General features: G+C 47.5%; 17 protein-coding genes. 12 read left to right on the top strand and 5 right to left on the bottom strand.

The window, feature by feature from the left end:
• Window positions 1-35 precede the first annotated feature (35 nt).
• The 3 genes from ACSR9A_RS28250 to ACSR9A_RS28240 all read left to right on the top strand — a co-directional run bounded on the left by ACSR9A_RS28250 (window position 36) and on the right by ACSR9A_RS28240 (window position 3,156).
• Entirely contained in the window at window positions 36-1,694 is a 1,659-nt protein-coding gene (locus ACSR9A_RS28250) for an Ig domain-containing protein (protein ID WP_473761507.1), read from the top strand.
• Window positions 1,660-2,235, top strand: coding sequence for a LamG domain-containing protein (locus ACSR9A_RS28245; RefSeq protein WP_473761505.1), 576 nt, complete (start codon window positions 1,660-1,662; stop codon window positions 2,233-2,235). The genes ACSR9A_RS28250 and ACSR9A_RS28245 overlap by 35 nt, the downstream gene beginning before the upstream one ends.
• A 300-nt stretch (window positions 2,236-2,535) precedes the next feature.
• The gene (locus tag ACSR9A_RS28240) at window positions 2,536-3,156 is read left to right on the top strand and encodes a hypothetical protein (protein ID WP_473761503.1); all 621 of its coding nucleotides are present in this window, start codon (window positions 2,536-2,538) and stop codon (window positions 3,154-3,156) included.
• 124 nt (window positions 3,157-3,280) lie between these two features.
• Here the strand turns inward: ACSR9A_RS28240 and ACSR9A_RS28235 are convergent, their stop codons facing one another.
• From ACSR9A_RS28235 to ACSR9A_RS28220, 4 genes are all read right to left on the bottom strand, one after another.
• Window positions 3,281-4,387 (bottom strand): glycoside hydrolase family 88 protein, encoded by a 1,107-nt coding sequence (locus tag ACSR9A_RS28235; protein WP_473761501.1) that lies wholly within the window; start codon window positions 4,385-4,387, stop codon window positions 3,281-3,283.
• Window positions 4,388-4,490: 103 nt separating this feature from the next.
• Complete coding sequence (locus tag ACSR9A_RS28230; RefSeq protein WP_473761499.1) at window positions 4,491-5,357, bottom strand: AraC family transcriptional regulator; 867 nt, start codon at window positions 5,355-5,357, stop codon at window positions 4,491-4,493.
• A gap of 71 nt (window positions 5,358-5,428) precedes the next feature.
• The gene (locus ACSR9A_RS28225) at window positions 5,429-6,475 is read right to left on the bottom strand and encodes an aminoglycoside phosphotransferase family protein (protein WP_473761497.1); all 1,047 of its coding nucleotides are present in this window, start codon (window positions 6,473-6,475) and stop codon (window positions 5,429-5,431) included.
• A 57-nt stretch (window positions 6,476-6,532) separates the two neighbouring features.
• Window positions 6,533-7,402: a hypothetical protein gene (locus ACSR9A_RS28220; protein ID WP_473761496.1), complete on the bottom strand. Its 870-nt coding sequence runs from the start codon at window positions 7,400-7,402 to the stop codon at window positions 6,533-6,535.
• A gap of 140 nt (window positions 7,403-7,542) precedes the next feature.
• On the opposite strand from ACSR9A_RS28220, the gene ACSR9A_RS28215 reads away from it, so the two are divergent.
• The 9 genes from ACSR9A_RS28215 to ACSR9A_RS28175 all read left to right on the top strand — a co-directional run bounded on the left by ACSR9A_RS28215 (window position 7,543) and on the right by ACSR9A_RS28175 (window position 20,813).
• Complete coding sequence (locus ACSR9A_RS28215) at window positions 7,543-8,073, top strand: SMI1/KNR4 family protein (protein WP_473761494.1); 531 nt, start codon at window positions 7,543-7,545, stop codon at window positions 8,071-8,073.
• Between the two features lie 96 nt (window positions 8,074-8,169).
• On the top strand, window positions 8,170-8,475 hold the full coding sequence (locus tag ACSR9A_RS28210) for a DMP19 family protein (protein WP_473761492.1): 306 nt from the start codon (window positions 8,170-8,172) through the stop codon (window positions 8,473-8,475).
• A 423-nt stretch (window positions 8,476-8,898) separates the two neighbouring features.
• Window positions 8,899-9,768 carry an AraC family transcriptional regulator gene (locus tag ACSR9A_RS28205; protein ID WP_473761490.1) on the top strand — a complete coding sequence of 290 codons (870 nt, stop codon included), beginning with the start codon at window positions 8,899-8,901 and terminating at the stop codon, window positions 9,766-9,768.
• Between the two features lie 203 nt (window positions 9,769-9,971).
• Window positions 9,972-13,100 carry a hybrid sensor histidine kinase/response regulator gene (locus ACSR9A_RS28200; RefSeq protein WP_473761488.1) on the top strand — a complete coding sequence of 1,043 codons (3,129 nt, stop codon included), beginning with the start codon at window positions 9,972-9,974 and terminating at the stop codon, window positions 13,098-13,100.
• Window positions 13,101-13,170: 70 nt separating this feature from the next.
• On the top strand, window positions 13,171-15,273 hold the full coding sequence (locus ACSR9A_RS28195; RefSeq protein ID WP_473761486.1) for a WD40/YVTN/BNR-like repeat-containing protein: 2,103 nt from the start codon (window positions 13,171-13,173) through the stop codon (window positions 15,271-15,273).
• A 676-nt stretch (window positions 15,274-15,949) separates the two neighbouring features.
• A complete protein-coding gene (locus ACSR9A_RS28190; protein ID WP_473761484.1) occupies window positions 15,950-17,995 on the top strand; it encodes a beta-xylosidase family glycoside hydrolase in 2,046 nt (681 codons plus the stop codon).
• A 139-nt stretch (window positions 17,996-18,134) separates the two neighbouring features.
• On the top strand, window positions 18,135-19,205 hold the full coding sequence (locus ACSR9A_RS28185; RefSeq protein WP_473761482.1) for a polysaccharide deacetylase family protein: 1,071 nt from the start codon (window positions 18,135-18,137) through the stop codon (window positions 19,203-19,205).
• Between the two features lie 219 nt (window positions 19,206-19,424).
• Window positions 19,425-19,841 carry an RrF2 family transcriptional regulator gene (locus ACSR9A_RS28180; protein ID WP_473761480.1) on the top strand — a complete coding sequence of 139 codons (417 nt, stop codon included), beginning with the start codon at window positions 19,425-19,427 and terminating at the stop codon, window positions 19,839-19,841.
• A gap of 102 nt (window positions 19,842-19,943) precedes the next feature.
• Window positions 19,944-20,813, top strand: a complete 870-nt coding sequence (locus ACSR9A_RS28175) for an aldo/keto reductase (protein ID WP_473761478.1) — start codon at window positions 19,944-19,946, stop codon at window positions 20,811-20,813.
• Between the two features lie 143 nt (window positions 20,814-20,956).
• On the opposite strand, the gene ACSR9A_RS28170 is transcribed toward ACSR9A_RS28175, so the two are convergent.
• Window positions 20,957-21,820, bottom strand: coding sequence for a helix-turn-helix domain-containing protein (locus ACSR9A_RS28170; protein ID WP_473761476.1), 864 nt, complete (start codon window positions 21,818-21,820; stop codon window positions 20,957-20,959).
• Between the last annotated feature and the right edge of the window lie 216 nt (window positions 21,821-22,036).

Here is a 22,036-nt window from a genome sequence, read left to right as displayed (position 1 = left end):
GGCAGGTAATCCACAAATAAAAGGGAGGCTTGGCGATGTTGAAAAGAGGTACGAACCGCGTGGCCGTTAAAAAAATGATGTCAGCAGTTGTTTGTTTGGCCTTGCTAATAGGCGTTATAGGCACGATTCCGCAGAAATCAGTTTATGCGGCGGCCAATTTTGCGGAAGTAGTAGACATATTCGGGCGGACCGTTAATGACAACGGTATTGAATTGGTCGATTGGCAGGGTTATCTTGCGAATCCATCTGTGAAGCTCACGGTTAAGCCGCCATCTAGCGCTGTTTTCCCCGTTACGATTAACCTGCGTACACAGGGAACGACCCGGCTGATGATGAATAAGCCTAGTGCGCTATCGGCAACGGGCTCGGCGAAAACGCTCACTTTTACGAATGCATCCCAGCAGCTGGATTTTGAATTAGCGATTCACCCCGATCGAATTGGCGGGCCCAACGAAATCGAAAATTACACGCTGAGCATGCAGGTCGTTCAAAGCAATAATACACAGAGCACGCAAACGATTCCGATTCGCGTGCTGGATCAGGATGATAATGCCGAACCGTCGCTGCCTATCAACTTTGATTACCGCTTTGATACGATTACGGGCATCTTTGCAGATGCAGGAGTGAAGGCGGCTACCGAGCAGGGGGTCAAGGACTGGTTTTATTTCTTTGACGAGACGCCATATGACACAGTAGCTTCAGGCACTGAAAATATTTCAATTCCAGGCGACAACTGGCTGAATCCGATTAACGCTACCAATAATGCCGCCTATAATGGCGTATGGGTTTTTCTGCGCGGCTTAAACGATCCTTACTCAACGGGCTATCCGGCAGATAACGGCAAATACCACAAACGGGCTGGGGTTCAGGGTCCGATACACCGCTCCTATGGACTGATTTTGGACTTTTATTCCGGGTTTACACCGTTCTCCTCCTTGAATGATGAAGAGTATTATTTAGCTCAAATGCCCGGAGCTTCCTGTACCTCAAACTGCCAAACAGATGTATTAGGCTTGATCGCCCATGAGTTTGGCCACGCCGTTGCCTTCCACAGCAGCTGGAGCGGCATGGTGAACTACCATAGCGCCGGTGGCAGCAATGATGCGGAAGTTATCGCTTATCAAGGGAATGCGGTTCCGCTTGATTCCAGCTATCATATTTCGGATGCCAATTCACTCTATTGGGATCGAATCAGCGGCCAGAGTGGAGGCAGAAACCACAAGTTTCCTTCCCAGCGTTGGATGATGACGAAGCTGAGTTTATTGATCGCCGAAAATGCGGGCTGGAAAATCAATAAAAATCTGTCTCCATTCCTAGCGCCGTCCATCGTAACAACCTCGCTGCCGAGTGGAACGAAGGGCGCAGCTTATTCGCAGCAGCTCACAGCCAAGGGCGGGGTGCCTTTCTATGATTGGAATGTAACGAGCGGTTCGCTGCCACCGGGGCTGACGCTCGATCGCTTCAAAGGTACCCTTACAGGAACAATCGACAATAGTGCCCCTCAAAGCAGCTATACGTTCACTGTTCAGCTAAGGGATTACGATACGCAAAGCACGCCTGTCACCCAATCGTTTACGATTAATTTAGGCGGAGGCGGGACAGTCAGCGATGTCGTGGCCCAATATTTATTCAATGAAACAAGCGGAGCTTCGGCCGCTGATGCATCAGGCAATGGGAAAAACAGCCGCGCTTAGCGGCGGCATCACTTGGGCCGCAGGGCATGCGTCCAACGCGGTCAATTTTAACGGTACCACTGGCTACGGCAGCTTGCCAGCCGGCATCGTAAGCAGCTTGAATGATTTTACGATTGCGACTTGGGTGAAGCTGAATTCGGTATCCGATTGGACGCGAATTTTTGATTTTGGCACGGGAACAACGGCCAACATGTTCTTAACACCAAGGCCGGGCGGTGCAGGCTTAAGATTTGCCATTACGAATAGCGGCAGCGGAGGGGAACAGCGAATTTCAACGACGACGGCGTTTCCGACCGGGGTATGGAAGCATGTCGGAGTGACGCTCTCGGGGAATACGGCAAGTCTGTACGTAGATGGCGTGCTCGTAGGCACCAATACGAATATGACGCTTAAGCCATCGAGTCTTGGCAATACGACGCTTAACTATTTGGGCCGTTCGCAATATACGGGAGACCCGTATTTAAACGGTGGACTCGACGATTTCCGAATTTATAATCGGGCGCTCAGCGCAGCGGAAATGACCACACTGTTTAACAGCTAAGACGAACGCAACACTACTCAAACCAAAACCAAAACCAAAACCAAAGCCAAAATTAAAGCTCTTGTTCTTAGTGTCATTCCTGTAAGTGAAATGCCCTCTGGAAGCTCATTGCAAAGCCCTTGCGGGTCTAGCGATGAATGGTCCAGAGGGCATCATTTTTGATTCGTGTGGAAAGAAAATATAGCATTAGAGCGGAAGCCGTATTAAACTGAAGCATAGTTTACTGTAATACCTATTGGATTTTTCATCCGCAAATATACGAAGTTAAAACAACTAGAAAAAGGAGATAGGAAGCAAGCCATGATAAAAAAAGTATTTATAATAACCGCATTATCAACATTAGCATTCGCCCTTTCTGCTTGTTCTGTTTCAGAAGATATTGAACAATCAACAAGCGAACAAGATAAAGCCTACAGCAATGAATCGGCTAACCATTATCAGACGATGTTCAAAGGTAGGGGACAGACTGTTGTCTTCGCTAATGGGACATCGCTTCACTATGAAGTGGCCGAAGATCGTATAGACTCCATAGGCGGCCAAAACGACGGTGATTGGGTAGTCAAAAAGTCCTCCGAACTGCTCATTGCAAGTGTCGATGGCGAAAAAATCAATATTACGGATGCTCTTAAGGAAAAAGGTTATTTTTACTATGATTATCGGGATGCTGCTGACATCCTTCATCGACTATATATCGTTAAAAATGCAGGGGGTACCAAGGATTATGCAGAACGCTGGTATTCCCAAGCTGAGTGGCTGCCGGAGCTTGGCATGAGTGGAGGTTCAAGGGGACTCAGCGGACCCTTGGGGATGGCCATTGGTTTGGCCGAACAAGATGTGAAATATGATCATGCTGAGCTTGAAACCGCGCTGCAAAAGCATTTAAAACATTATTGGAATGAATATGGGGAAGAATCGTTTTAACCCATAATGATTAAAAAGGAATTTTTGTTACGCTAACGGAGAAAGTTAGCTCAATAAACAGCGGCAGTCTAAGACGATATTACTCGTCTCTGGCTTGCCGCTGTTTTTAATGTTGGGATAGTTGTTAAAAAATGTGATGCTTCCAGCCGTTCAGCTTGGCAATTGCCTCGACATAATAATAATCGCCATAGATGAGCGATACATCGATAAAGCTAGTGCCGCTGCCCGTTCCATGCAGCAAAATCGCCTCATGCTCCGGCTGCTCCCATGTCGCATAATTTTCCGTCAGCGAACGCAAAATCCGCTCCGCAGCATTCGCATACAAGCTTTTCTCGCCCGGTGCCACAAGCTGCGCCAGCTCCAGCAGGCCAGATGCGGCGATGCTTGCCGCCGAGCTGTCCCGAAACAGCCGCTCATCGTCTCCGAGACGGAAATCCCAATACGGCACCTGATCCTCCGGCAGGCCAGCGATAAAATAATGGGCGATGCGCTTCGCCGTATCTAGGAACCGCTCATCTCCAGTATGGCGAAACGTATTTGTAAAACCGTATAGTCCCCATGCCGTACCGCGGCTCCATGAAGATTCCGGCGAATAGCCTTGGCCGCCGAAGTTTTCGAGGTAGGCACCATTTTCAGCATCAAAGGAAATAATATGCTTAGTGGAGCCATCTGGACGAATGCCGTGCTGCATCGTCGTCTCGGCGTGACTGATCGCAATATGCTTGTAGCGCGGATCTCCGGTCACTTTGCTCGCCCAGAACAAGAGGGATATGTTCAGCATGCAGTCGATAATGACCCAGCCATACTTATCCTCATTCCAGGCCCGAATAAATTTGCCGACCGGATTGTAACGGGCAGCGAGGAAGTTCGCTGCTTCGATTCCTCGGCGCAAAGCATCGTCATCGCCGGTGAGCGTATGCTTAATAACCGCAGTCGGCAAAAACTGAAAGCCAACATCATGATGCAGCTCAACCGTCGGCTTAATAAACCATTGCTCTAGCGTTTCATCCCAATGCCATGCAGCATCCTTGTATGCTGGCTTGCCCGTCATATCATGCATAATCCACAGCAGCCCCGGCCAGAAGCCCGTCGTCCACCAGTCGGACCCAATATCGTCAAATTTCCCGTCCTTGCCCGCAAAATGTGGACATTTGTCGCCGATTTGCTGAACCATGCGCTCAGCCTTGCTGTCCAGCCGTTTCATTATTTCTTGCCAATAGGACTCAGTCATTGTGCAGGCCTCCATCATTTTTGAATATGTGGTGACCTGAGTATAGCCCGTTTGAGACACGGGAAGTTGCAATTGAATATAAAGAAATGTTTATATTTTGTCATTACTGATTTTTGCGGTATTTGAGCGGTGTCGTTCCAAGCGCTTTGCGGAATAGCTGGTTAAAATAGGAGGCGTTCGGAAAACCGACGGCAATGCCAATCTGCTCAACGGACAAGTCGGTCGTGCGCAGCAGCCGGCAAGCCTGCTTAATGCGTCGGGCAGTCAAATAATCGACAAGCCGGCTGCCGGTTTCCTGATGAAACAGTCTGGAAATATAGGATTTGGACAAATGCATTTCTGCCGCCAGCTGCTCCAAATGGATTTCTTCATGGTAATGCTCCTCGATCCAGCGCATCATTCGCTCGGAATAGCGCAGCGAACGATGCTGCTCGGCAGGCAGGAGAGTGCTGTCGCCCATTTCCAGGCAGCTTACGAGCTGAAGCAGCAGCATGGTAATATTTTCAACATTTTCATGATGAATCGAACCGTTTGGCTGCTGATTGCAGTCGTAAGACTGCAGCATCCATTCCATAACCTCGGCTCGCTCGCTCAGATCAAAGCCGCACCGATCATTTGTGCCCTGCCATAGAGCCGAAAAGATCGTCTTCCGATTGGGAAAACCAAGCAGCAGCTTCTCAGCGGCATAGGGGTCGATGTAAAAAATCGAGCGATGAAACGGCTTTTCCGTTGAAACGTCCGAATAAATGCGATGCAGCTGATAAGGCTGGAAGAAAAACAGCATGCCTCCGCGAATATCGTACATTTGCTGATTGACGACAATATGCCCCTGGCCGCGATGGATGTACATAATTTCACAGCATTGATGCCAGTGGTAATAACCTTTGTAATGGTCGTTCGTGTACAGATTATAATTCCACACGAGCGACTGCTGATTTTGAAAAAGAACAGGTTCGAACAGCTGCTTCATAAGCCCTCCGCGATGACAAAATATAAACATTTGGATTCGGTTAAATTATAGCCTTATACAGAGGAAGAAAGCTATGATTCGGAACCTCTCTTTTTTGTTGCGAAGTGCTGTCCACTATCAAAACCATATTTGGCGAGATACTGCGGATACGAATGAAGATGCACAGCCCTTGCCGTGCGCTGAGCTTCCTCCCGGTGCTCCGGAACCTGCTCAGCCTCAACATAATCAGCCAGCACGTCGATGACGTCATCGAGCAGCTTCGCCCGAAAATACAGTTCCAATCGTTCGAGGGCCGCAGTCCCGGCTTGTGCCAGAACTTTATCTCTCCATATCGGCCAGGACGGGTTATGCGTTAGTGGCCAAAGCAGTACCGAGTAGTCCATCGCCGCATCGCCCTGGCCAGTTAGGTCGTCCCAGTCGATTATCCGGAAGCCGTAATTGTCGCATGTCAATATGTTGTTGCTGTTCAGATCGTTATGAAAAACATCGCTCGCAGGGTGTAGAAATGCAGGGGTGCGCCGAACGATATCCCGCAGCCTCTGAACCTCTTCTCCAAACCACAATATCGTCTCGTCCGATACAAAATCACGGAGCAGCTCGCGCGAATTTCGGATTTCTTCGAGATCCTCCGTAAACCGGGTAATATACTCGTCCTCGAACGCCTCCGCATAAGTGCGGGTCTCAGTATTAGGCAGCATTCCGCGAAGACGTTCGTCGCGATGGAGCTTAGCGACGGTCTCTATGACACCCGTTAGCGCAACCTCAGGATTCCGTGTTTCCATAAGCGGGATCGCTTCCTCGATAAATTCAAAAACGAGTCCGTAGGGATATCCCGGCACGATTTCGTACTCAATTGCATGGACCAGCCTGGGCGCGGTGTAGTTCTCGGCAAGATAATCACTGACGCCCGCCCATTGCTGCAGACGCGCAGCCTTGCTAGGTGGGGCCAGCTTGACATGAAGCTGAGTGCGTCCGTCCGTCAGCCGGACAGACAAGTTGCCGAAGCCTCCAGGGTTATAAATATATGATGCATGGATATGATTTGGCTCTAAATCAAGGGCATCGGCGTTCACTGACGCCCATTCCGCAATTATTTTTTCAACCAGTTGTACCTGCATATCTGCACCCTGCTTTCCCGGCATATTTTGGTCAATTCCGAATAGTTTTGCATATGATTAGCCTGAAATATATTCCCCGAACAGCTGCCGCGCTTTATCCCAGTCTACGCCTAGCTCGCCCTTCCAGCCTGCCCATGGCATCTCCATATCGGAGCGTCCTTTCGTATTGCTTAGCTGAAGCTCGCCGTTCAAAATGTCCTCCATATTCGTCCAAGAATCAGGAGTGAGGGGGAGAACCGTATTGGGCAATACCCCTACCGATGCTAGGGATTTCAGAATGCTGCGGCGCATGCCAGGTGTTCCTTTCAGAAGCTTCGCTGCGGTAAGGCACTTCTCCAATTTGCCGGGCGTTTCATCGTCCTCGGCTTCATCAATGAAGTGCAGAAGCTGGGAGAACTTTTGAATATCCTCAGCCGTTGGAACAATGGGACCATGCTCAGTCAACTCAGCTAACTCGGTCAAATGGGCGTATGCGCCCACTGTCGAATCATAGGCATTGCCCAAATGAATGGCGTACCGAATATACGTTAGATGCTCGTACTGGTCTTTGCTGAATCCGCAATATTTGCAGCATACGAAACGCTCCGCCTGCTCATACGGATGCTCCTGCATATGAATCATCTGTTTATAGTTCATTAAAGAAGAGATACCCGCTGGAAAGCTGCCGCCAACGCCGGCAATGAATACGCCAGCAATGCTGCCCCATGAAAATGCTTCATTGGATTGAAGCGAAATGAGCTTGCGGTTCAGCTCGTCATGGGTAAGCAGCTCGATTTTATTAGCTTCCCACTTATAATGCTCAAGCAGTTCACGCTCACTTGGCTCCAAAATATCCGTGTTATATAAACTGATGCTGCGATCTGGATTGTAGTGGGAATTGGCATACTTATAAAGCTTTTTGAGCGCTTTCATCAGTTTTTTATCCATTATGTAGACTCCTTGTCTATTATAAATGATGTAGAATGCCCTTCAAACCTAAGCTTAATAGCAACGCATGGAAAAAGGCAAATCGGGGAGGAAGAATTGGTAGAATACGCTAATAGGATGGTACAATAGGAAGCAAGAGCATGGTGAGCAGGAAGCAGGAAGCAGGAATAGTAGAAGCTAAAATGAAACAGAAGCTTGTTATTATCGGCAAGGAGGACATGGATAATATGAAAGAAGAGCTTATGGAACGATTAAAGGCGTTCCTTTATCGGGAGGATAATCTTTCTTTAGTCGGCATTGCTGCCAGCCAAGAAGAAATCGCAATGGCACAGGAGCGGCTGAATGTAAGCTTTCATGCGGACTATGTTCATTTTATCCAGAAATTTGGCGGTGCGTATGCGGGTCTGGCTGTTCATGCGTTCTCGAATGGCTCCAGCATTGGAAAAGAAACGGTTGTCGATTTGACGCTGGAGTTTCGAGAGCAGTTTGAAGGAAGTCTACTTGCCGAGCTTTTGGAGAGCAGCTATGTGATATCGATGGATGGCTCCGGCGATCCTATTATCATTAATCCGGCTGGGCAGGTTCTCATCTGCTATCATGATAATGGGGAAATGAAGCCATTGGCAGACTCATTTGAGGCGCTGATTGAGGATTGTTTTTTGGAGTGGTGAGAGATGACGGACAAGAAAAATCAGGCTGGCGGAGATTGGGGCTCCCTAACGGAGGCTGAGCAGGAAGTTGCGGCTTTATGGCTGCTGTAAGCCGATATGTATAACGGCGGGTTTTTGCAGTTTTTTTGCAACTGGGGATATGAAGCTTATTTGTACGCCGTTCGTGCTTTAAACACCATTGCAGCGCCAAAAGCGCTGGATATTCTCACAGGCTGCTATGCGGAGATTGATGCCTATAAGGATGATCCGCGATTGGAAGCGCTTTGGGACATCCCGAAGGTGCTGACGGAGGAAGAGAGCGATGCGCTCGAAGAGCAGGATGAGCAGTTTTGGGCGGATGAGGACAAGCTGTCCGAGAAGGCTTATGCGCATTATCATCTTTTGTTGCAGTTGAAGCCTTAATTATGGAGGAAATAGATGGGGACCGATATTCATTGTTTCGTAGAGCAAAAAATGTATCGCTATTCAGGTATAGATCAAACGGGAACATGGATTTCAATTGTAAATATGGTGAGTACCATAGCACGACTTGGTATACCGCTAAAGAAATCTTAGAATACGATTGGAACCAAGTGTTTGAATTCGAAGATGAAACGATGGACGGAAAAGTTTATATGGATACCGTAAATTATATGGAATGTAGCCGTGCTTTCTTGGATGTCGTCAACCGTTTGGTTGGAAGGAGAGAAGCATCAGAGCTACGTCTGATTATTACGTTTGATTGTTAAAAACCTTAAACAAACCCGTCAATTTGGTGCATGAACTGTCGGACTCCTTCGGGGCGAATTTGATACTCTACAAGTGTGGAAGGGAGGGCAACTAAAGATGCTTGAGCACATGAACCGGGCATTGGCCTATATGGAAGAACATTTGACGGAGGAGATTGATTTTAAAGAGGCGGCAAGGCGGGCGTTATGCTCGGAATATCATTTTAAGAGAATGTTCTCATTCCTTGCTGGGCTTACGATGTCTGAGTACATTCGCCGCCGGCGTCTAACGCTGGCTGCCTTTGAGCTGCAGCAAAGCCAGGTTAAAGTCATCGACGTTGCGATGAAATATGGCTATCAATCACCGGACGCATTTACGAAGGCGTTTCAGCTTTACCATGGGGTTACGCCATCCGAAGCAAGAAGCAGCGGACCATCGTTAAAGGTTTGCCCTCGCATGACCTTCCAGTTAATCGTTAAAGGAGGAGTCGAAATGAATTATCGCATCGAGGAAAAAGCGGATTTTCGCATCGTAGGCATTCACAAGCGGGTGCCCATCCAGTTTAACGGGGTTAATCCGGAAATCGCGGCAATGTGGCAAAGCTTGGATGAGCAAAAGATAACTGCGCTCAAGCAGCTATCCAATATCGAGCCTTATGGCATGATTAGCGGCTCGGCGAATTTCTCGGAAGGCCGGATGGAGGAGAAGGGCGAGCTGGACCATTATATTGGCGTGTCCACAACGCTCGCGTGTCCGGTGCCATTTTCACAATTGGAGGTTGCAGCATCTTCCTGGGCCGTATTTGAAGCAGTCGGGCCATTCCCGGGTACGCTTCAAGAAATTTGGGGCCGCATTTATTCGGAGTGGTTTCCGTCTTCCAGCTATGAGCAAGTGGAGGGGCCGGAGCTTTTGTGGAATGAGCATAAGGACATCACGTCCGCAGCGTTTAGAAGCGAGATATGGATACCGGTCAAAAAGCGGATGTAAGAAAGTAACGATTGATGCAGCGTATATGAAAGGGAAGCCGGAAGGAAGCGGGCTTCCCTTTTTGCATTCGTTGAGATTGCTGAATCAAGGTTAGGGACAACACTTCAGGCACATCTATGATTCCCACTATTTTCATTTTTAGCGGCATGCGCTATATTTGAGAGAAATAGAATGTAACGATAAATGAGGGGTTTATAATCATTTTGAGAAAACAGATTAAGTTAAGCCACGTGATTTACTTGGTATTTTTTGTTTTGCTGCTGATTGCTGTGCGCTGGAGCTGGCAAAATCAGCTCACCGTAGAGAAACCGCCAACGGTAAAGCAAGGCGTGCTGGATTTGCGCGGTGTAGATTTGGATGAATCCAAGCCGTTTCTGCTGGACGGAGAATGGTTATTTTATGCGGGGCAATGGGTTGGCGCGTCTAATGTAGAAAGCGCTGTTAAGGGACAACTGCTCCAGGTGCCAGGCAAATGGAATGCGGCCTTTGACCATGCTGATCAAGAGGCATACGGATACGGAACGTATTATGTGCGGATTTTGCTTGATCGGCCTTCGGTGGAGCCATTTAGCGTGTGGTTTCAATCCATTTATACCGCTTCGGAGGTGGAGATTAACGGGGAGCTGCTGGCCAAGTTCGGCGAGCTTGCCGAGGGGCAGGAAGGACATGTTTCCGAAAATAAATCATTCAAGGTGAGCTATGACGGTGAAAATCAAGTGGAGCTGGATTTGTTCGTTCGAGCATCTAATTATGAAGCGCCGCTGAACGGCGGCATTATTCGTTCTGTACAGATGGGCACAGAAGAAGGCATTGACCGAATCTATACCTATTCCAGTGCTTTTCAGCTAATCGTCATTGTCATTTTCCTGCTGCATGCGTTATATGCGCTGATCATTTATTTGATTAATGTTCGAAAAACAGAATTTATTATGTTTTTTCTCATGATGATTGCAGCGGCCATGACGGTTGCCGTATATCACCACGGGCTTTTATTCCAGTTAATCCCTGCTGATTTTGGAGGGACGTTGAAGCTGAAAGCTTATGCGTATACATGGTTCTCTTTCTTTCTGCTCATGATGGGCAGGGCTTTTATTGGGGTTACCCGCAAAGGCCTGTTGTTTTATAGCTATGTCTGCCTACTAGCGGCGTATACGATTTTTGTCGCAATGGGACCGCTAGAGCTGGTGCTGTATTCGATAGAATCGGGGCTATACATGCTGCTGTATTACCTCCCTTTGTTCTGGACGACCTATTATTTTATGAAAATGGTGTTAAATCAGGCAGAAGGCGCATTATTTCTCTTATTTTCCGTCGTATGTGTCATTAATAATATTTTGTGGGGAACGCTGTATTACGCCGGAACGTCGCAATATATGTTTTATCCGGTCGATTTAATTGCTGCGATTACCAGCTTCTCGGCCCATTGGTTTAAAAGATATTATCACAATTGGCATGAAAATGTTTCGCTCAACGCCCAATTGGCGGAGTCGAATCGCTTGAAGGATCGTTTTCTCGCCAATACGTCGCATGAGCTGCGCACGCCGCTGCACGGCATTATGAACATTGCCCAAAGCGTGCTGACAAGAAAAAAACACATGCTGGATGGGCAAAGCCAGCGCGACATGGAGCTGCTCATTATGATCAGCCGCCGGATGTCGCTTATGCTGAATGATCTGCTGGACGTCGTCAGGCTCCAGGATAAAAGGATTCAAGTACGAATGACCGCGGTGAAAGTTCAGTCAGTAGCTGCTGGTGTGCTGGATATGCTGCGGTTTTTGACCGAGGGAACGAAGGTTAAGCTGCGGATGGACATTAAGGAAAATTTGCCGCGTGTCTATGCCGATGAAGAACGATTAGTGCAAATTATTATTAATTTGGTGCACAATGCATTGAAATACACCCAAGAGGGAAACGTGGAGCTGGCTGCTGAGCTCATAAACGGACAAGTGCAGATACGTGTAACGGATACAGGAGTGGGTATGGATGAGTTGATGCAAAAGCGTGCTTTCAAGCGCTACGAGCAAGGCGCTTCTGGCAGAGGGGGAATTGGGCTCGGGCTAAGCATCTGCAAGGACTTGGTCGAATTGCATGGTAGCGAGCTGTTCGTCCAATCCCAGCCGGGCAAGGGAAGTATGTTCAGCTTTAACTTGTCCGTATTTGATGAGAGTGTGGAAGATGCGCTGACTCAACCGATGATTTTTGTGAAAAAGGAAGCGGAATCACTGGCGTCTGTCGGCGCACAGCTTGCAGCAGGAGCGGACGCGATGGCAGCCGCCCGTTATGATTTAACCGAAGTCGATCTGCCTGCTTTAAAGTCTGAAGGAGGTGCTGAACGAATTCGTGTGCTGGCCGTTGATGATGATCCTGTCAATCTGAAGGTGTTGGTTCATATTTTGTCCGCGGATATGTACCATATTGAAATGGCGTTTTCCGCGCAAGAAGCATTGGACAAGCTCCACCGTGAGCAGTGGGACCTTGTTATTGCAGACGTTATGATGCCAGGCATGTCAGGGTATGCATTGACGAGGTTAATTCGCGAGCGTTTTACGCTGTATGAGCTGCCGATTATTTTGCTGACCGCGCGCAGCGAGCCGGAAGACATTTATGCCGGTTTTGTGGCGGGAGCGAACGATTATGTTACCAAGCCCGTAGATGCGCTGGAGCTAAGGTATCGGGCGGGGTCTCTTTCATCGCTCAAGCAGGCGGTTAATGAACGATTAAGCATGGAGGCCGCTTATTTGCAGGCGCAGATCCAGCCGCATTTTCTGTTTAATGCTTTGAACTCGATTTTGGCGTTAAGCGAAATTGATGCGGATAAGATGAGAAATCTAGCAGAAGCGTTTACATCTTACCTGCGTATTAGCTTTGACTTTCTCACCGCAGGCAAGCTGGTACCGCTGTCGCGGGAGCTTGAGCTGGTGGAAAATTATTTATATATTGAGCAGCAGCGTTTTGGCGAGCGACTTAAGGTCGAGTGGGAAGTACAGGAGGATGTTGATAAGGACATGCCGATTCCTCCGCTTACCATTCAGCCGTTAGTAGAAAATGCGGTCAGGCATGGACTGTTAAGCCAGCGCAAGGGCGGAACGCTGGACATTCGTATTGTACAGCAAGCGGATACGGTGGAATTTTATGTGAGGGATACGGGGATTGGAATGGATGAGGAGCAGATTAGTCGGTTGTTGAAACCGGCAGGAAGAGAAAATCGCGGGATTGGGCTGCTGAATACGCATAGCCGCTTGACTCGGCTTTATGGTCGAGGGTTGAATATTGAGAGTAAAGTAGGTGAGGGGACTGTTGTAGGGTTTGGGATTTCAAGGTTTGGGAAGTAGAGGTTTTGCAGAATGTGTTAGGCAGGGAACGTGATGGCGTTCTAATTTTGCAGGAATTGAGGGAACAGATATGGACTGGAGAAAAATGCTTGGGACGTTGTTGACCGTTGTTGTTGTGCTGCTGCCCGGCAACACAGCGTATGCGGTATCATCGGAAAGCTATACGTGGAAAAATGTATCTATCGGGGGAGGAGGGTATGTGACAGGAATTGTGATTCATCCGTCTGAACCGGATCTGGTGTATATCCGTACTGACGTTGGCGGGGCATACCGTCTGGACCCGAATGATTCAAGCTGGATTCCGCTAATGGACGGACTGGGCCCGGAGCAGAGCAATTTGTATGGAATTGATGGTATTGCGCTTGATTCACAAAACCCTGATATCGTCTATGTATCAGCTGGAAAAACAGGGAGCGCATCCCCCAGTGATATTCTGAAATCTACCGACCGCGGGAATACGTGGTCCAGAACAAATTTGAACAAGCGCAATGAGGCTAACGGCAATGTGGAGCGGGCCATGGGGGAGAGCATTGCAGTTCACCCGAATCTATCTAACATGGTGTATGCGGGTACCCGGTATGACGGCTTGTATAGGAGTCAGGATGCAGGACAAACCTGGTCCAAAGTAAATGAGGTTCCCGCTGGGACAAGCGGCAAAGGGATTCGCAGCTTGATCTTCGGTAGCGTTCCCGGGGCAGCTAACCTGGAGACAGCACTCTATGTCGGTGTAATGGGAATTGGAATTTATGAGACACGAGGCGATGGCTCTACTTGGAATCTGATTCCGGGAAGCCCTGCACATCCGGCTCGTTTGGCCGCAGGACAGGATGGGTCCTTGTATGTAACTACGCCCAATAACGGAGTGCATAGGTATAAGGACGGAAGCTGGAGCAATATTACGCCTAATGCAGCATATACGTCCTATTACGGCATTGATATTGATCCTCATAATGACAGCCATCTCTTGGCAGCGGTCAGGACAGGCGGAGCCCAGCTTCCGTTGTATCGTTCCATCAACAGGGGAGAGAGCTGGACGCTAGTGAACAAGGCTCAAACCTCCAAGCCCGGCTGGTGGCAGCCTAATATGTTCTTTTCAGCCACGTCTACTGTCGTGTTTGACCCGCATCATGCCGGAACCGTTTATTCCGCAGACTGGTTTGGCGTCTATCGAACAAAGGACATTGGGACGTTGTGGACAAAGTGGGAGACCTTATCCAAAGGCCATGAAGAGGTGGTTGCCCTCACAGGAGCTGCGCCGCCAGAAGGAGCACCGCTATTCACGGGTGTAGCCGATGTTATTGGCTTTCGTCATATGGATGTGAATGCTTCGCCTGCAGCGAGGCTGGAGATGAGTTCGATGCGGGAGATGGTTAGTGTTGACTATCACGAAGCTAATCCACAATATATGGCCTTTATCGGGAGTGATGACTGGTATGGAACAGTTACCCGCATGTTCGTTTCATCAGATAATGGGCTGACAATGGAAGCCCGCCCTGTACCTGCGGGCTCTAAGCTGGGCAGACTGGCTTATTCCGCTACAGATCTTAATACGATTCTATGGTTTCCCCAATCTGGCAGTCCAGTGAGGACAACAGACAGAGGAGCTACATGGGAGGCCATGACAGGGGCGCCGACGGGTACGGTGGGCGGGAGTATGATATTTTCATACAATCATCCGATAGCTGCTGATCGGGTGGACGGAAGCAAGTTTTATGCCTATAAATCGGGCTATCTGCATGTGAGCTCGGATGCAGGACAAAGCTGGTCCATCGCTAACCAAACGCCACTGCCAGGGGGAAGTCCTGTGAAGATTGAGGCGGCTCCCGGAATGGAAGGCGTGCTCTGGATTATCTTAGGTGCCAATGGCGTGTATGTCTCAGCTGATTCAGGAGCCTCTTTTACCAAGCTGGATCAGATCAAGGAGGCTAGATTGTTTGCATTCGGCAAAGCGGCCCCGGGACAGACACAGCCAGCAGCTTTTATATATGGAGAGGTTGGCGGAATAAAGGGAATATTCCGTTCGGATGATAGGGGAAGCACATGGATACAAATTAATTCGCCGCAAATGCAAATCGGAAATGAGCCTCAGGTTATGGTGGCAGACCGTCAGGAATACGGAAAAGTATATATTGGCACGAACGGGCGCGGCTTTATGGCCGGAACAAAGGATTAGGATTGTGAGGCTGCGAGGTCTATAAAATCGCATTTCATTGAAGAGTTGCCCAATGATAATTATAACCCACGGTTTGTTTTTCCCATGTAATGGTTGCTGCGGTGACTTCATTATACAGGAAGCATCCGTGGGCTTTTTTTTTAACGCTACAGATCAAATAAATGTGAGTCGAGCGAAATCACCTAATAATGAACAAAAAATTACAACAAAATCCAAAAATAGTATAACTAAACGGTTGAGAAAATATGTTAGGATTGAATGGAAAACGTTTTCAATATTTAGGAAAAATTATCAATTAATAACGCTTGGCAGCATAATTGCACGATGTGTGTTTATTCCACTGGCTTCCTGAAAAGTGTTTTATTTCGCACAAATGCAAGCGCTTTCAATATGGTGTAGGCCATATTTCCAATGAAGACGGTGTTAAAACCAACAATCGGAGCACGAACCTTTACTAAGGCTTTGGCGAGAAATACTAGGGGCGGTTCGGTTTCGGAATCACATATGTTGGGGAAAGTGGAGTTTGAAAAAATATAGGAGGTGGGCATGACAACCGAGCTGAGTCAAGCGACTGGCGGAGCTGCAAATAATCTTAATTGATAACGGGACTTGGGATGCCTACGTAGATTATTTGGAAATTAATGAACGACAAATTTATTTGGGAGAGGATTTTAATATGTATAAGCGAATATCTCTTTTTTTATCGATTTTACTTTTACTCATGGGTATGATGTCAAACATCTCCATTTCTTCAGCTGCTACTTTTACAAATCCATTTGTAAATGCTGATGCTCCAGACAATGATGTGATCAGGGTGGGCAATACTTTTTATATGACGAGCACAACTATGCACATGAATCCTGGCGTTCCCATCATGAAATCCTATGACCTTGTAAACTGGGAAATCGTAAATTATGTTTACGATACCTATGCCAACAATGATGCACAAAATCTTAATAACGGGCAAAACGAGTATGGAAGAGGCTCGTGGGCAAGCAGCCTTCGATATAATAACGGAATCTATTATGTGTCCTTCGGCTCTAATTCTACCGGCAGAACCTATATTTATCAAACCAGCAACATAGAAACGGGTCCTTGGACATCATCCGTGCTTGGCAGCTATTATCATGATGCATCGCTGCTTTTTGATAATGATCGTGTATTTTTGGTTTATGGCAGTGATGATATTAGAATCATTGAGCTTTCCACAGATGCAAAATCGATCAAATCTGGTGGACTAAATCAGATCATCATTCCGAGTTCGAGTAACATTGCAGGGTCCAACTTCATAGTCAAGGCCGAAGGCGCACACATACAAAAGATCAACGGAATGTACTATGTATTCCTTATATGCTGGCCATCGGGAAGCGGGCGCACACAATTAACCTATCGTGCAAGCAGCTTGACCGGAGCCTATACAGGTCAGGTTTCATTAAAGGATTCAGGCATAGCACAGGGAGGGATTGTTGATACGGCTTCTGGCGCTTGGTATGCCATGTTGTTTAAAGACAGTGGGGCAATCGGACGTATGCCGTATATTGTTCCGGTTACCTGGGCAAATAATTGGCCGGTATTCGGCGTTAATGGCAAGGCACCTCTCACAATGAATCTTCCTGTTGAGGGTTATCCGGTTAAGAAGGTCTATGCATCAGATGAGTTTTCTTCGGCTCAAACCCCGAGTCAGCTAATGGTAAACGGAGGATTTGAAGATGCAACCATAAGCCCCTGGACAAATAACAACACGGCAACTGTCGCAGCAACCACTGCAGACTATTTCAGCGGATCAAAAAGCCTGTTTGTTAGCGGCAGACAGCAAACAGCTGCTGGCCTAAAACAAGTCATTACGGGAAAAGTGACAGTAGGCGGCGTATATCAATTTTCTGCAAAAGTTAAATATACCGATGGTCCCGCCACTAAATCATTCAACTTCAATATCCAAAACGGTCCAAGCTACACGGGTATAACCATTCTTGGCTCTAGCACGCTAACCAAAGGTCAATGGGGCACGATTCAAGGAACCTATACACTTCCGGCAGGTGCCGATCTCTCGCAAACCTTTATTTTTATTGAGACACCCTACAATTCAACCCCTAATCAGACAAATGACCTCATGAATTTCTATGTAGACGATGTTTCGTTTACAGGAACTGCTTCGTCAGGGGCGACTCTTGCAAAGGTGTGGCAGTGGAATCACAATCCTGACCATACGAAATGGTCCCTTGCACAGCGGCCCGGATTTATGAGGTTGACTACAGGAAAGCTGAGCACAAGTATTCTTGATGCCAGAAATACGCTTACGCAAAGGACATTTGGCCCCCAATCTACAGGAATTATTGCTATGGAAACAAGCGGCATGAAGGACGGAGATTATGCCGGTCTTGCGGCTTTTCAGGCTAAATATGGCTTTGTTGGTGTGAAGATGTCCGGAGCCTCGAAGTCCATTGTGATGGTAAATGCGAGCTCAGGAACGATGACTGAAATGGCAAGTATCCCGATTACTCAGGACCGAGTATATTTTAAGCTTTTCTGTGATTTCACAAATCAGACGGATAAAGCCTATTTCTCCTACAGTCTTGATGGCACAAATTGGACGTCCATAGGCAATACACTCCAAATGTCTTATACGTTGCCTCATTTTATGGGATACCGTTTTGCTCTGTTCAATTATGCGACTAAATCAACGGGTGGTTTTGTTGATTTTGATTATTTAAGATTGCAGTAATTAGATGGCTGTAAAGCATGCACCCGCAGTGTTCTGTGGGAGGGCTGCGGATGTTGACAGTGCCCGCTAGAGAGATAGCTGCAGCGGCTCGGAGGGACGAGATTAACTATACTAGTATTTAATTATTAGGAGGTACATGATGTTTAAATCAAAACTAGTAAGTGGATTAGTGGCATTGGCGCTTTCCGTTACGTTAATGTCCAGCTCAATGGTGCCAGGAGCCAGTGCTGCTGATGTGAACTGTCCGAACGGCTACGTAGGTTTAACATTCGACGATGGCCCCAATACCGGCAGCACGACAAATCTGCTCAATGCGTTGAAGCAGGCCGGCTTGCGCGCAACGATGTTCAACATCGGACAAAACGCACAAAATAACCCGTCTCTGGTGCGGGAACAAGTGGCCGCGGGCATGTGGATCGGCAACCACTCCTATACACATCCGCAAATGACTGCACTTAGCAGCTCGCAGATGACGTCGGAAATTACACGGACGCAGCAGGCGATTCAGTCCATTACCGGAACCGCGCCGAAGCTGTTCCGTCCGCCGTACGGTGCTACCAACTCGACTTTGAAATCTGTCGTGGCTCAAAACGGTCTTACAGAAGTGATGTGGAACGTTGATTCCCTAGACTGGAACGGTGCCACCTCCGCCCAGATCGTGGCCGCCACGGGCAGGCTGCAAAACGGTGACGTAATCCTGATGCATGACCAGTTTCAGGCTACGCGCCAAGCGATCCCGCAGATTGCTCAAAGCCTCAAGAGCCGCGGCCTTTGCTCCGGCATGATCTCGCCGACCACGGGCCGAGCGGTTGCTCCTGACGGTGGCGGTACAATTCCGTCTCCAGGTGCAGGTACGAAAGTGGAAGCTGAGAATATGACCAAAAGCGGTCAGTATACTGGGAATATTAGCTCGCCATTCAACGGGGTTGCTTTATACGCCAATAATGATTTGGTGAAATACACGCAATATTTTGCGAGCGGCACCCATCATTTTTCACTGCGTGGCGCTTCGAACAACTCCAGCATGGCCAGAGTCGACTTGAAAATCGGTGGACAGACGAAGGGGACGTTCTACTTCGGCGGGAGCAATCCAGCGGTCTATACCTTAAACAATGTCAGCCATGGAACCGGAAATCAAGTGATTGAGCTTGTTGTAACAGCGGATGACGGCACATGGGATGCTTACCTTGATTATTTGGAGATTAATTAAAAAAAGAAGCGGTAAAGGAGCCTTAGCGTTAATGACTTGAATTCTAATCTTTATAACAAAAGCCTGGCGGGAGCTTCCCCGCCGGGATTTTCGACGTTCACAGCATGGTAATCTGCCGAATCCTTTGTTGGGAATAGGGATATCAAAATGTCTATTGAAAACTAAATATAAATAATATATAGTATACATAAAATAGCCAATAGTTAGGATGAGTTTGAAATGTCATACTCCACAGCTCTATCGCAAGGAATTGCCATATTGCTCTATATTCACAGCATTGCGGAGGAGAACTGCTCTAACTTTTTGTCTACAAAAGTGATTTCTGAGCAATTGAATATTCCCGTCCCAACGACGGTTAAAGTCATCAGGAATCTGAATAATGCTAGGCTGACGCTTGCTAAAGAAGGAGCGAAGGGAGGCATTCTGCTGGCAAAGCCACTAGCAGAAATTACGTTATTAGATGTTTTTTTAGCGGTCGAACCTGGCAAAACGCTGTTCAAGCTTCATACCGATACCACACTTCAAGGGAAAGAAGTAGACGCAGTCAAACAAAAGATTGCCTCCAGTCTGCAAACCGTTGAGATGGATATGCAAAATAACTTGAAAGAAGTGAGGTTAACCGACTTTTTGAACTGAAAAAGGGTTACCTTCTCTTTTTTTGAATGAACTAGATATAATTAATATTTAATATATTACATTAATCACTTTTTAGTTTTATCAAACGAGAGGAGCATGAATATGACTTTTGAAAATAGAACAGTAAAAGCGATCAATGGGGTTGAAATTCCGCAATTGGGGTTTGGGGTATACAAAATAACGAAAGCAAAAGAGTTTGAAACGGCGATCAGCGAGGCGATTCGAATCGGATATCGGCATTTTGATACCGCTAAAATTTACGGCAATGAGGAAGCATTAGGAAGAGAAATACAGAAAAGCGGTCTGCCGCGCGAGGATTTTTTTATTACGTCTAAAGTGTGGAATACGGATCTTGGCTATGAAGCGACCAGAAAGGCTTTTGAGCAAACTTGCAAAAAGCTGAAGGTAGATGATCTGGATATGTACTTGATTCATTTTGCCGCACCAAATGATTTGGAAGCGTGGCGAGCGATAGAAGAGCTGTACTCCGAAGGGAAGATCAAAGTGATTGGCGTTGCAAATTTTGAGATTCAACACCTTGAACGATTAATGAAGCATGCTAAAATCCCACCGATGATCAATCAAATTGAGACGCATCCCGAATTTGCCCAAAATGACCTGCATCAGTATCTCAATGAACATCAGATTTTGCATGAGGCATGGGGGCCGCTAGGGCAAGGGAATAAAGCGTTATTGGAGCATCCGGATTTAAAAAGAATAGCTGATTATCATCATAAAACAGTGGCTCAGGTCATTTTACGTTGGCACTTGGAGCGAGGCATCATCGTTATTCCAAAATCATCGAGCCCAAAAAGAATGAAAGAAAATAGTCAGATATTTGATTTTGAGCTGACCGGTGATGAAATGAAGCAGATCAACCAGCTGAATATAGGCAAAAGGTATTCGGTTAATCCAACGGGTTATATGATTCATCCTATCTATAATAAACTAATGAAGCTTTTTATTAAATAAATGCAGCTGGATTTGCTTGATCAGTTTCGGCATACGGCTAGCGTATTGGATTATCATTAGAGAAATAATAAACCAACGAATAGGCCACCGGGCAAAAGGTGGCCTATTCGCGTGGGCGAAGTAGCCCCAACGTTAAGGTATCATTACGCTCTTGCTTGCGGCTGGAGTCGATACTGCTTCGGACTGACGCCATAGCAGGCGCTGAAATGGCGCGTAAACGGGTGGATGGAGGGATAGCCGAGCCGCTCAGCAATGGCGGTTACACTCAGCTCGGTTTCCAGCAGGAGATTGGAAGCCCGCCTCATCAGCAGCTTGTGATGATAGGCTTTGGGCGTTAGGCCGGTCTCACGCAGAAACAGGGCATGGAAGTAGGTGCGCTTCAAGCCGCAAAATGTCCACCAGGTTTCGACCGGCTCGCGCTGCTCTGGATGGTCGTTCAAGTGAGCGAGCAAACGGACAATCCGATAATCGGTTGGCTGATGGGTGTGAACCGTATTGTACCAGTTCAGCATCCACGCATAGAACAGACTATTAATCATCTCCATCCGGTAGAACGCCGCATTATGATAAAGCTTAGCGAGCATAACGAAAGATTCATACAGCTCAGGGTAGGGCTGCAGCGAATAGACGCGTGGCAAACGGTCGAGCTCGTCACAAGGAACTTTTCGTGAGGTTTCGTGCAGCTCAAACGGTTCTGGCGCATAAATAAAGGTTCGATTGGCGGAAACCGGCTCCTTATCATCCCATAAATCGGCATAGAGATTATAGGATTGCAGCGGATGGCTGGGTGTAATATGAAAGGCATGCGGCTCTGCCGGCTTTAGAAAAATAAGCGTTCTGCTGTCGATCGGGTAGCGTACTCCGTTAATCTCCATTTCCCCGGGTCCGTCGGTAAATAGATGAAAGGCATACACGCTGCAGACGCGGAGCTTCTCATTGGAGCTGCCATCATACAAGTAGTTCATGCAGTCGCCGACATAGGGGGTCATCTCGTTCAGAAGCTTCATGCGAGCACCTCATTTTCTATCCTTGTACTGAAAAATTAGCGGATGAATCGTCAAATTAATGGACGCCTGATCAAATACGAATAGCTACATCAATGATACAATAACTGCAATGTTAAGCCAAGTTCTGTTGGTAGTTATGTGGATTTATTAACAACAGAAAAAAAGAAGCGACTAGGTTCTGAGCTTCAATAGATGATCCCGTCCAAGGAGGTAAGC

It is taken from the genome of Paenibacillus sp. R-74696, assembly GCF_055814915.1.
This window is presented reverse-complemented; position numbering and strand designations above follow the sequence as displayed.

Excerpts from the sequence above, each read along its gene's own strand:
- ACSR9A_RS28185 (WP_473761482.1), top strand. The coding sequence starts at position 18,135 with ATGTTTAAATCAAAACTAGTAAGTGGATTAGTGGCATTGGCGCTTTCC.
- ACSR9A_RS28210 (WP_473761492.1), top strand. The coding sequence starts at position 8,170 with ATGTATAACGGCGGGTTTTTGCAGTTTTTTTGCAACTGGGGATATGAA.
- ACSR9A_RS28240 (WP_473761503.1), top strand. The coding sequence starts at position 2,536 with ATGATAAAAAAAGTATTTATAATAACCGCATTATCAACATTAGCATTC.
- ACSR9A_RS28205 (WP_473761490.1), top strand. The coding sequence starts at position 8,899 with ATGCTTGAGCACATGAACCGGGCATTGGCCTATATGGAAGAACATTTG.
- ACSR9A_RS28230 (WP_473761499.1), bottom strand. The coding sequence starts at position 5,357 with ATGAAGCAGCTGTTCGAACCTGTTCTTTTTCAAAATCAGCAGTCGCTC.
- ACSR9A_RS28250 (WP_473761507.1), top strand. The coding sequence starts at position 36 with ATGTTGAAAAGAGGTACGAACCGCGTGGCCGTTAAAAAAATGATGTCA.
- ACSR9A_RS28245 (WP_473761505.1), top strand. The coding sequence starts at position 1,660 with ATGCATCAGGCAATGGGAAAAACAGCCGCGCTTAGCGGCGGCATCACT.
- ACSR9A_RS28170 (WP_473761476.1), bottom strand. The coding sequence starts at position 21,820 with ATGAAGCTTCTGAACGAGATGACCCCCTATGTCGGCGACTGCATGAAC.
- ACSR9A_RS28175 (WP_473761478.1), top strand. The coding sequence starts at position 19,944 with ATGACTTTTGAAAATAGAACAGTAAAAGCGATCAATGGGGTTGAAATT.
- ACSR9A_RS28235 (WP_473761501.1), bottom strand. The coding sequence starts at position 4,387 with ATGACTGAGTCCTATTGGCAAGAAATAATGAAACGGCTGGACAGCAAG.
- ACSR9A_RS28225 (WP_473761497.1), bottom strand. The coding sequence starts at position 6,475 with ATGCAGGTACAACTGGTTGAAAAAATAATTGCGGAATGGGCGTCAGTG.
- ACSR9A_RS28215 (WP_473761494.1), top strand. The coding sequence starts at position 7,543 with ATGGTGAGCAGGAAGCAGGAAGCAGGAATAGTAGAAGCTAAAATGAAA.
- ACSR9A_RS28220 (WP_473761496.1), bottom strand. The coding sequence starts at position 7,402 with ATGGATAAAAAACTGATGAAAGCGCTCAAAAAGCTTTATAAGTATGCC.
- ACSR9A_RS28190 (WP_473761484.1), top strand. The coding sequence starts at position 15,950 with ATGTATAAGCGAATATCTCTTTTTTTATCGATTTTACTTTTACTCATG.
- ACSR9A_RS28195 (WP_473761486.1), top strand. The coding sequence starts at position 13,171 with ATGGACTGGAGAAAAATGCTTGGGACGTTGTTGACCGTTGTTGTTGTG.
- ACSR9A_RS28180 (WP_473761480.1), top strand. The coding sequence starts at position 19,425 with ATGTCATACTCCACAGCTCTATCGCAAGGAATTGCCATATTGCTCTAT.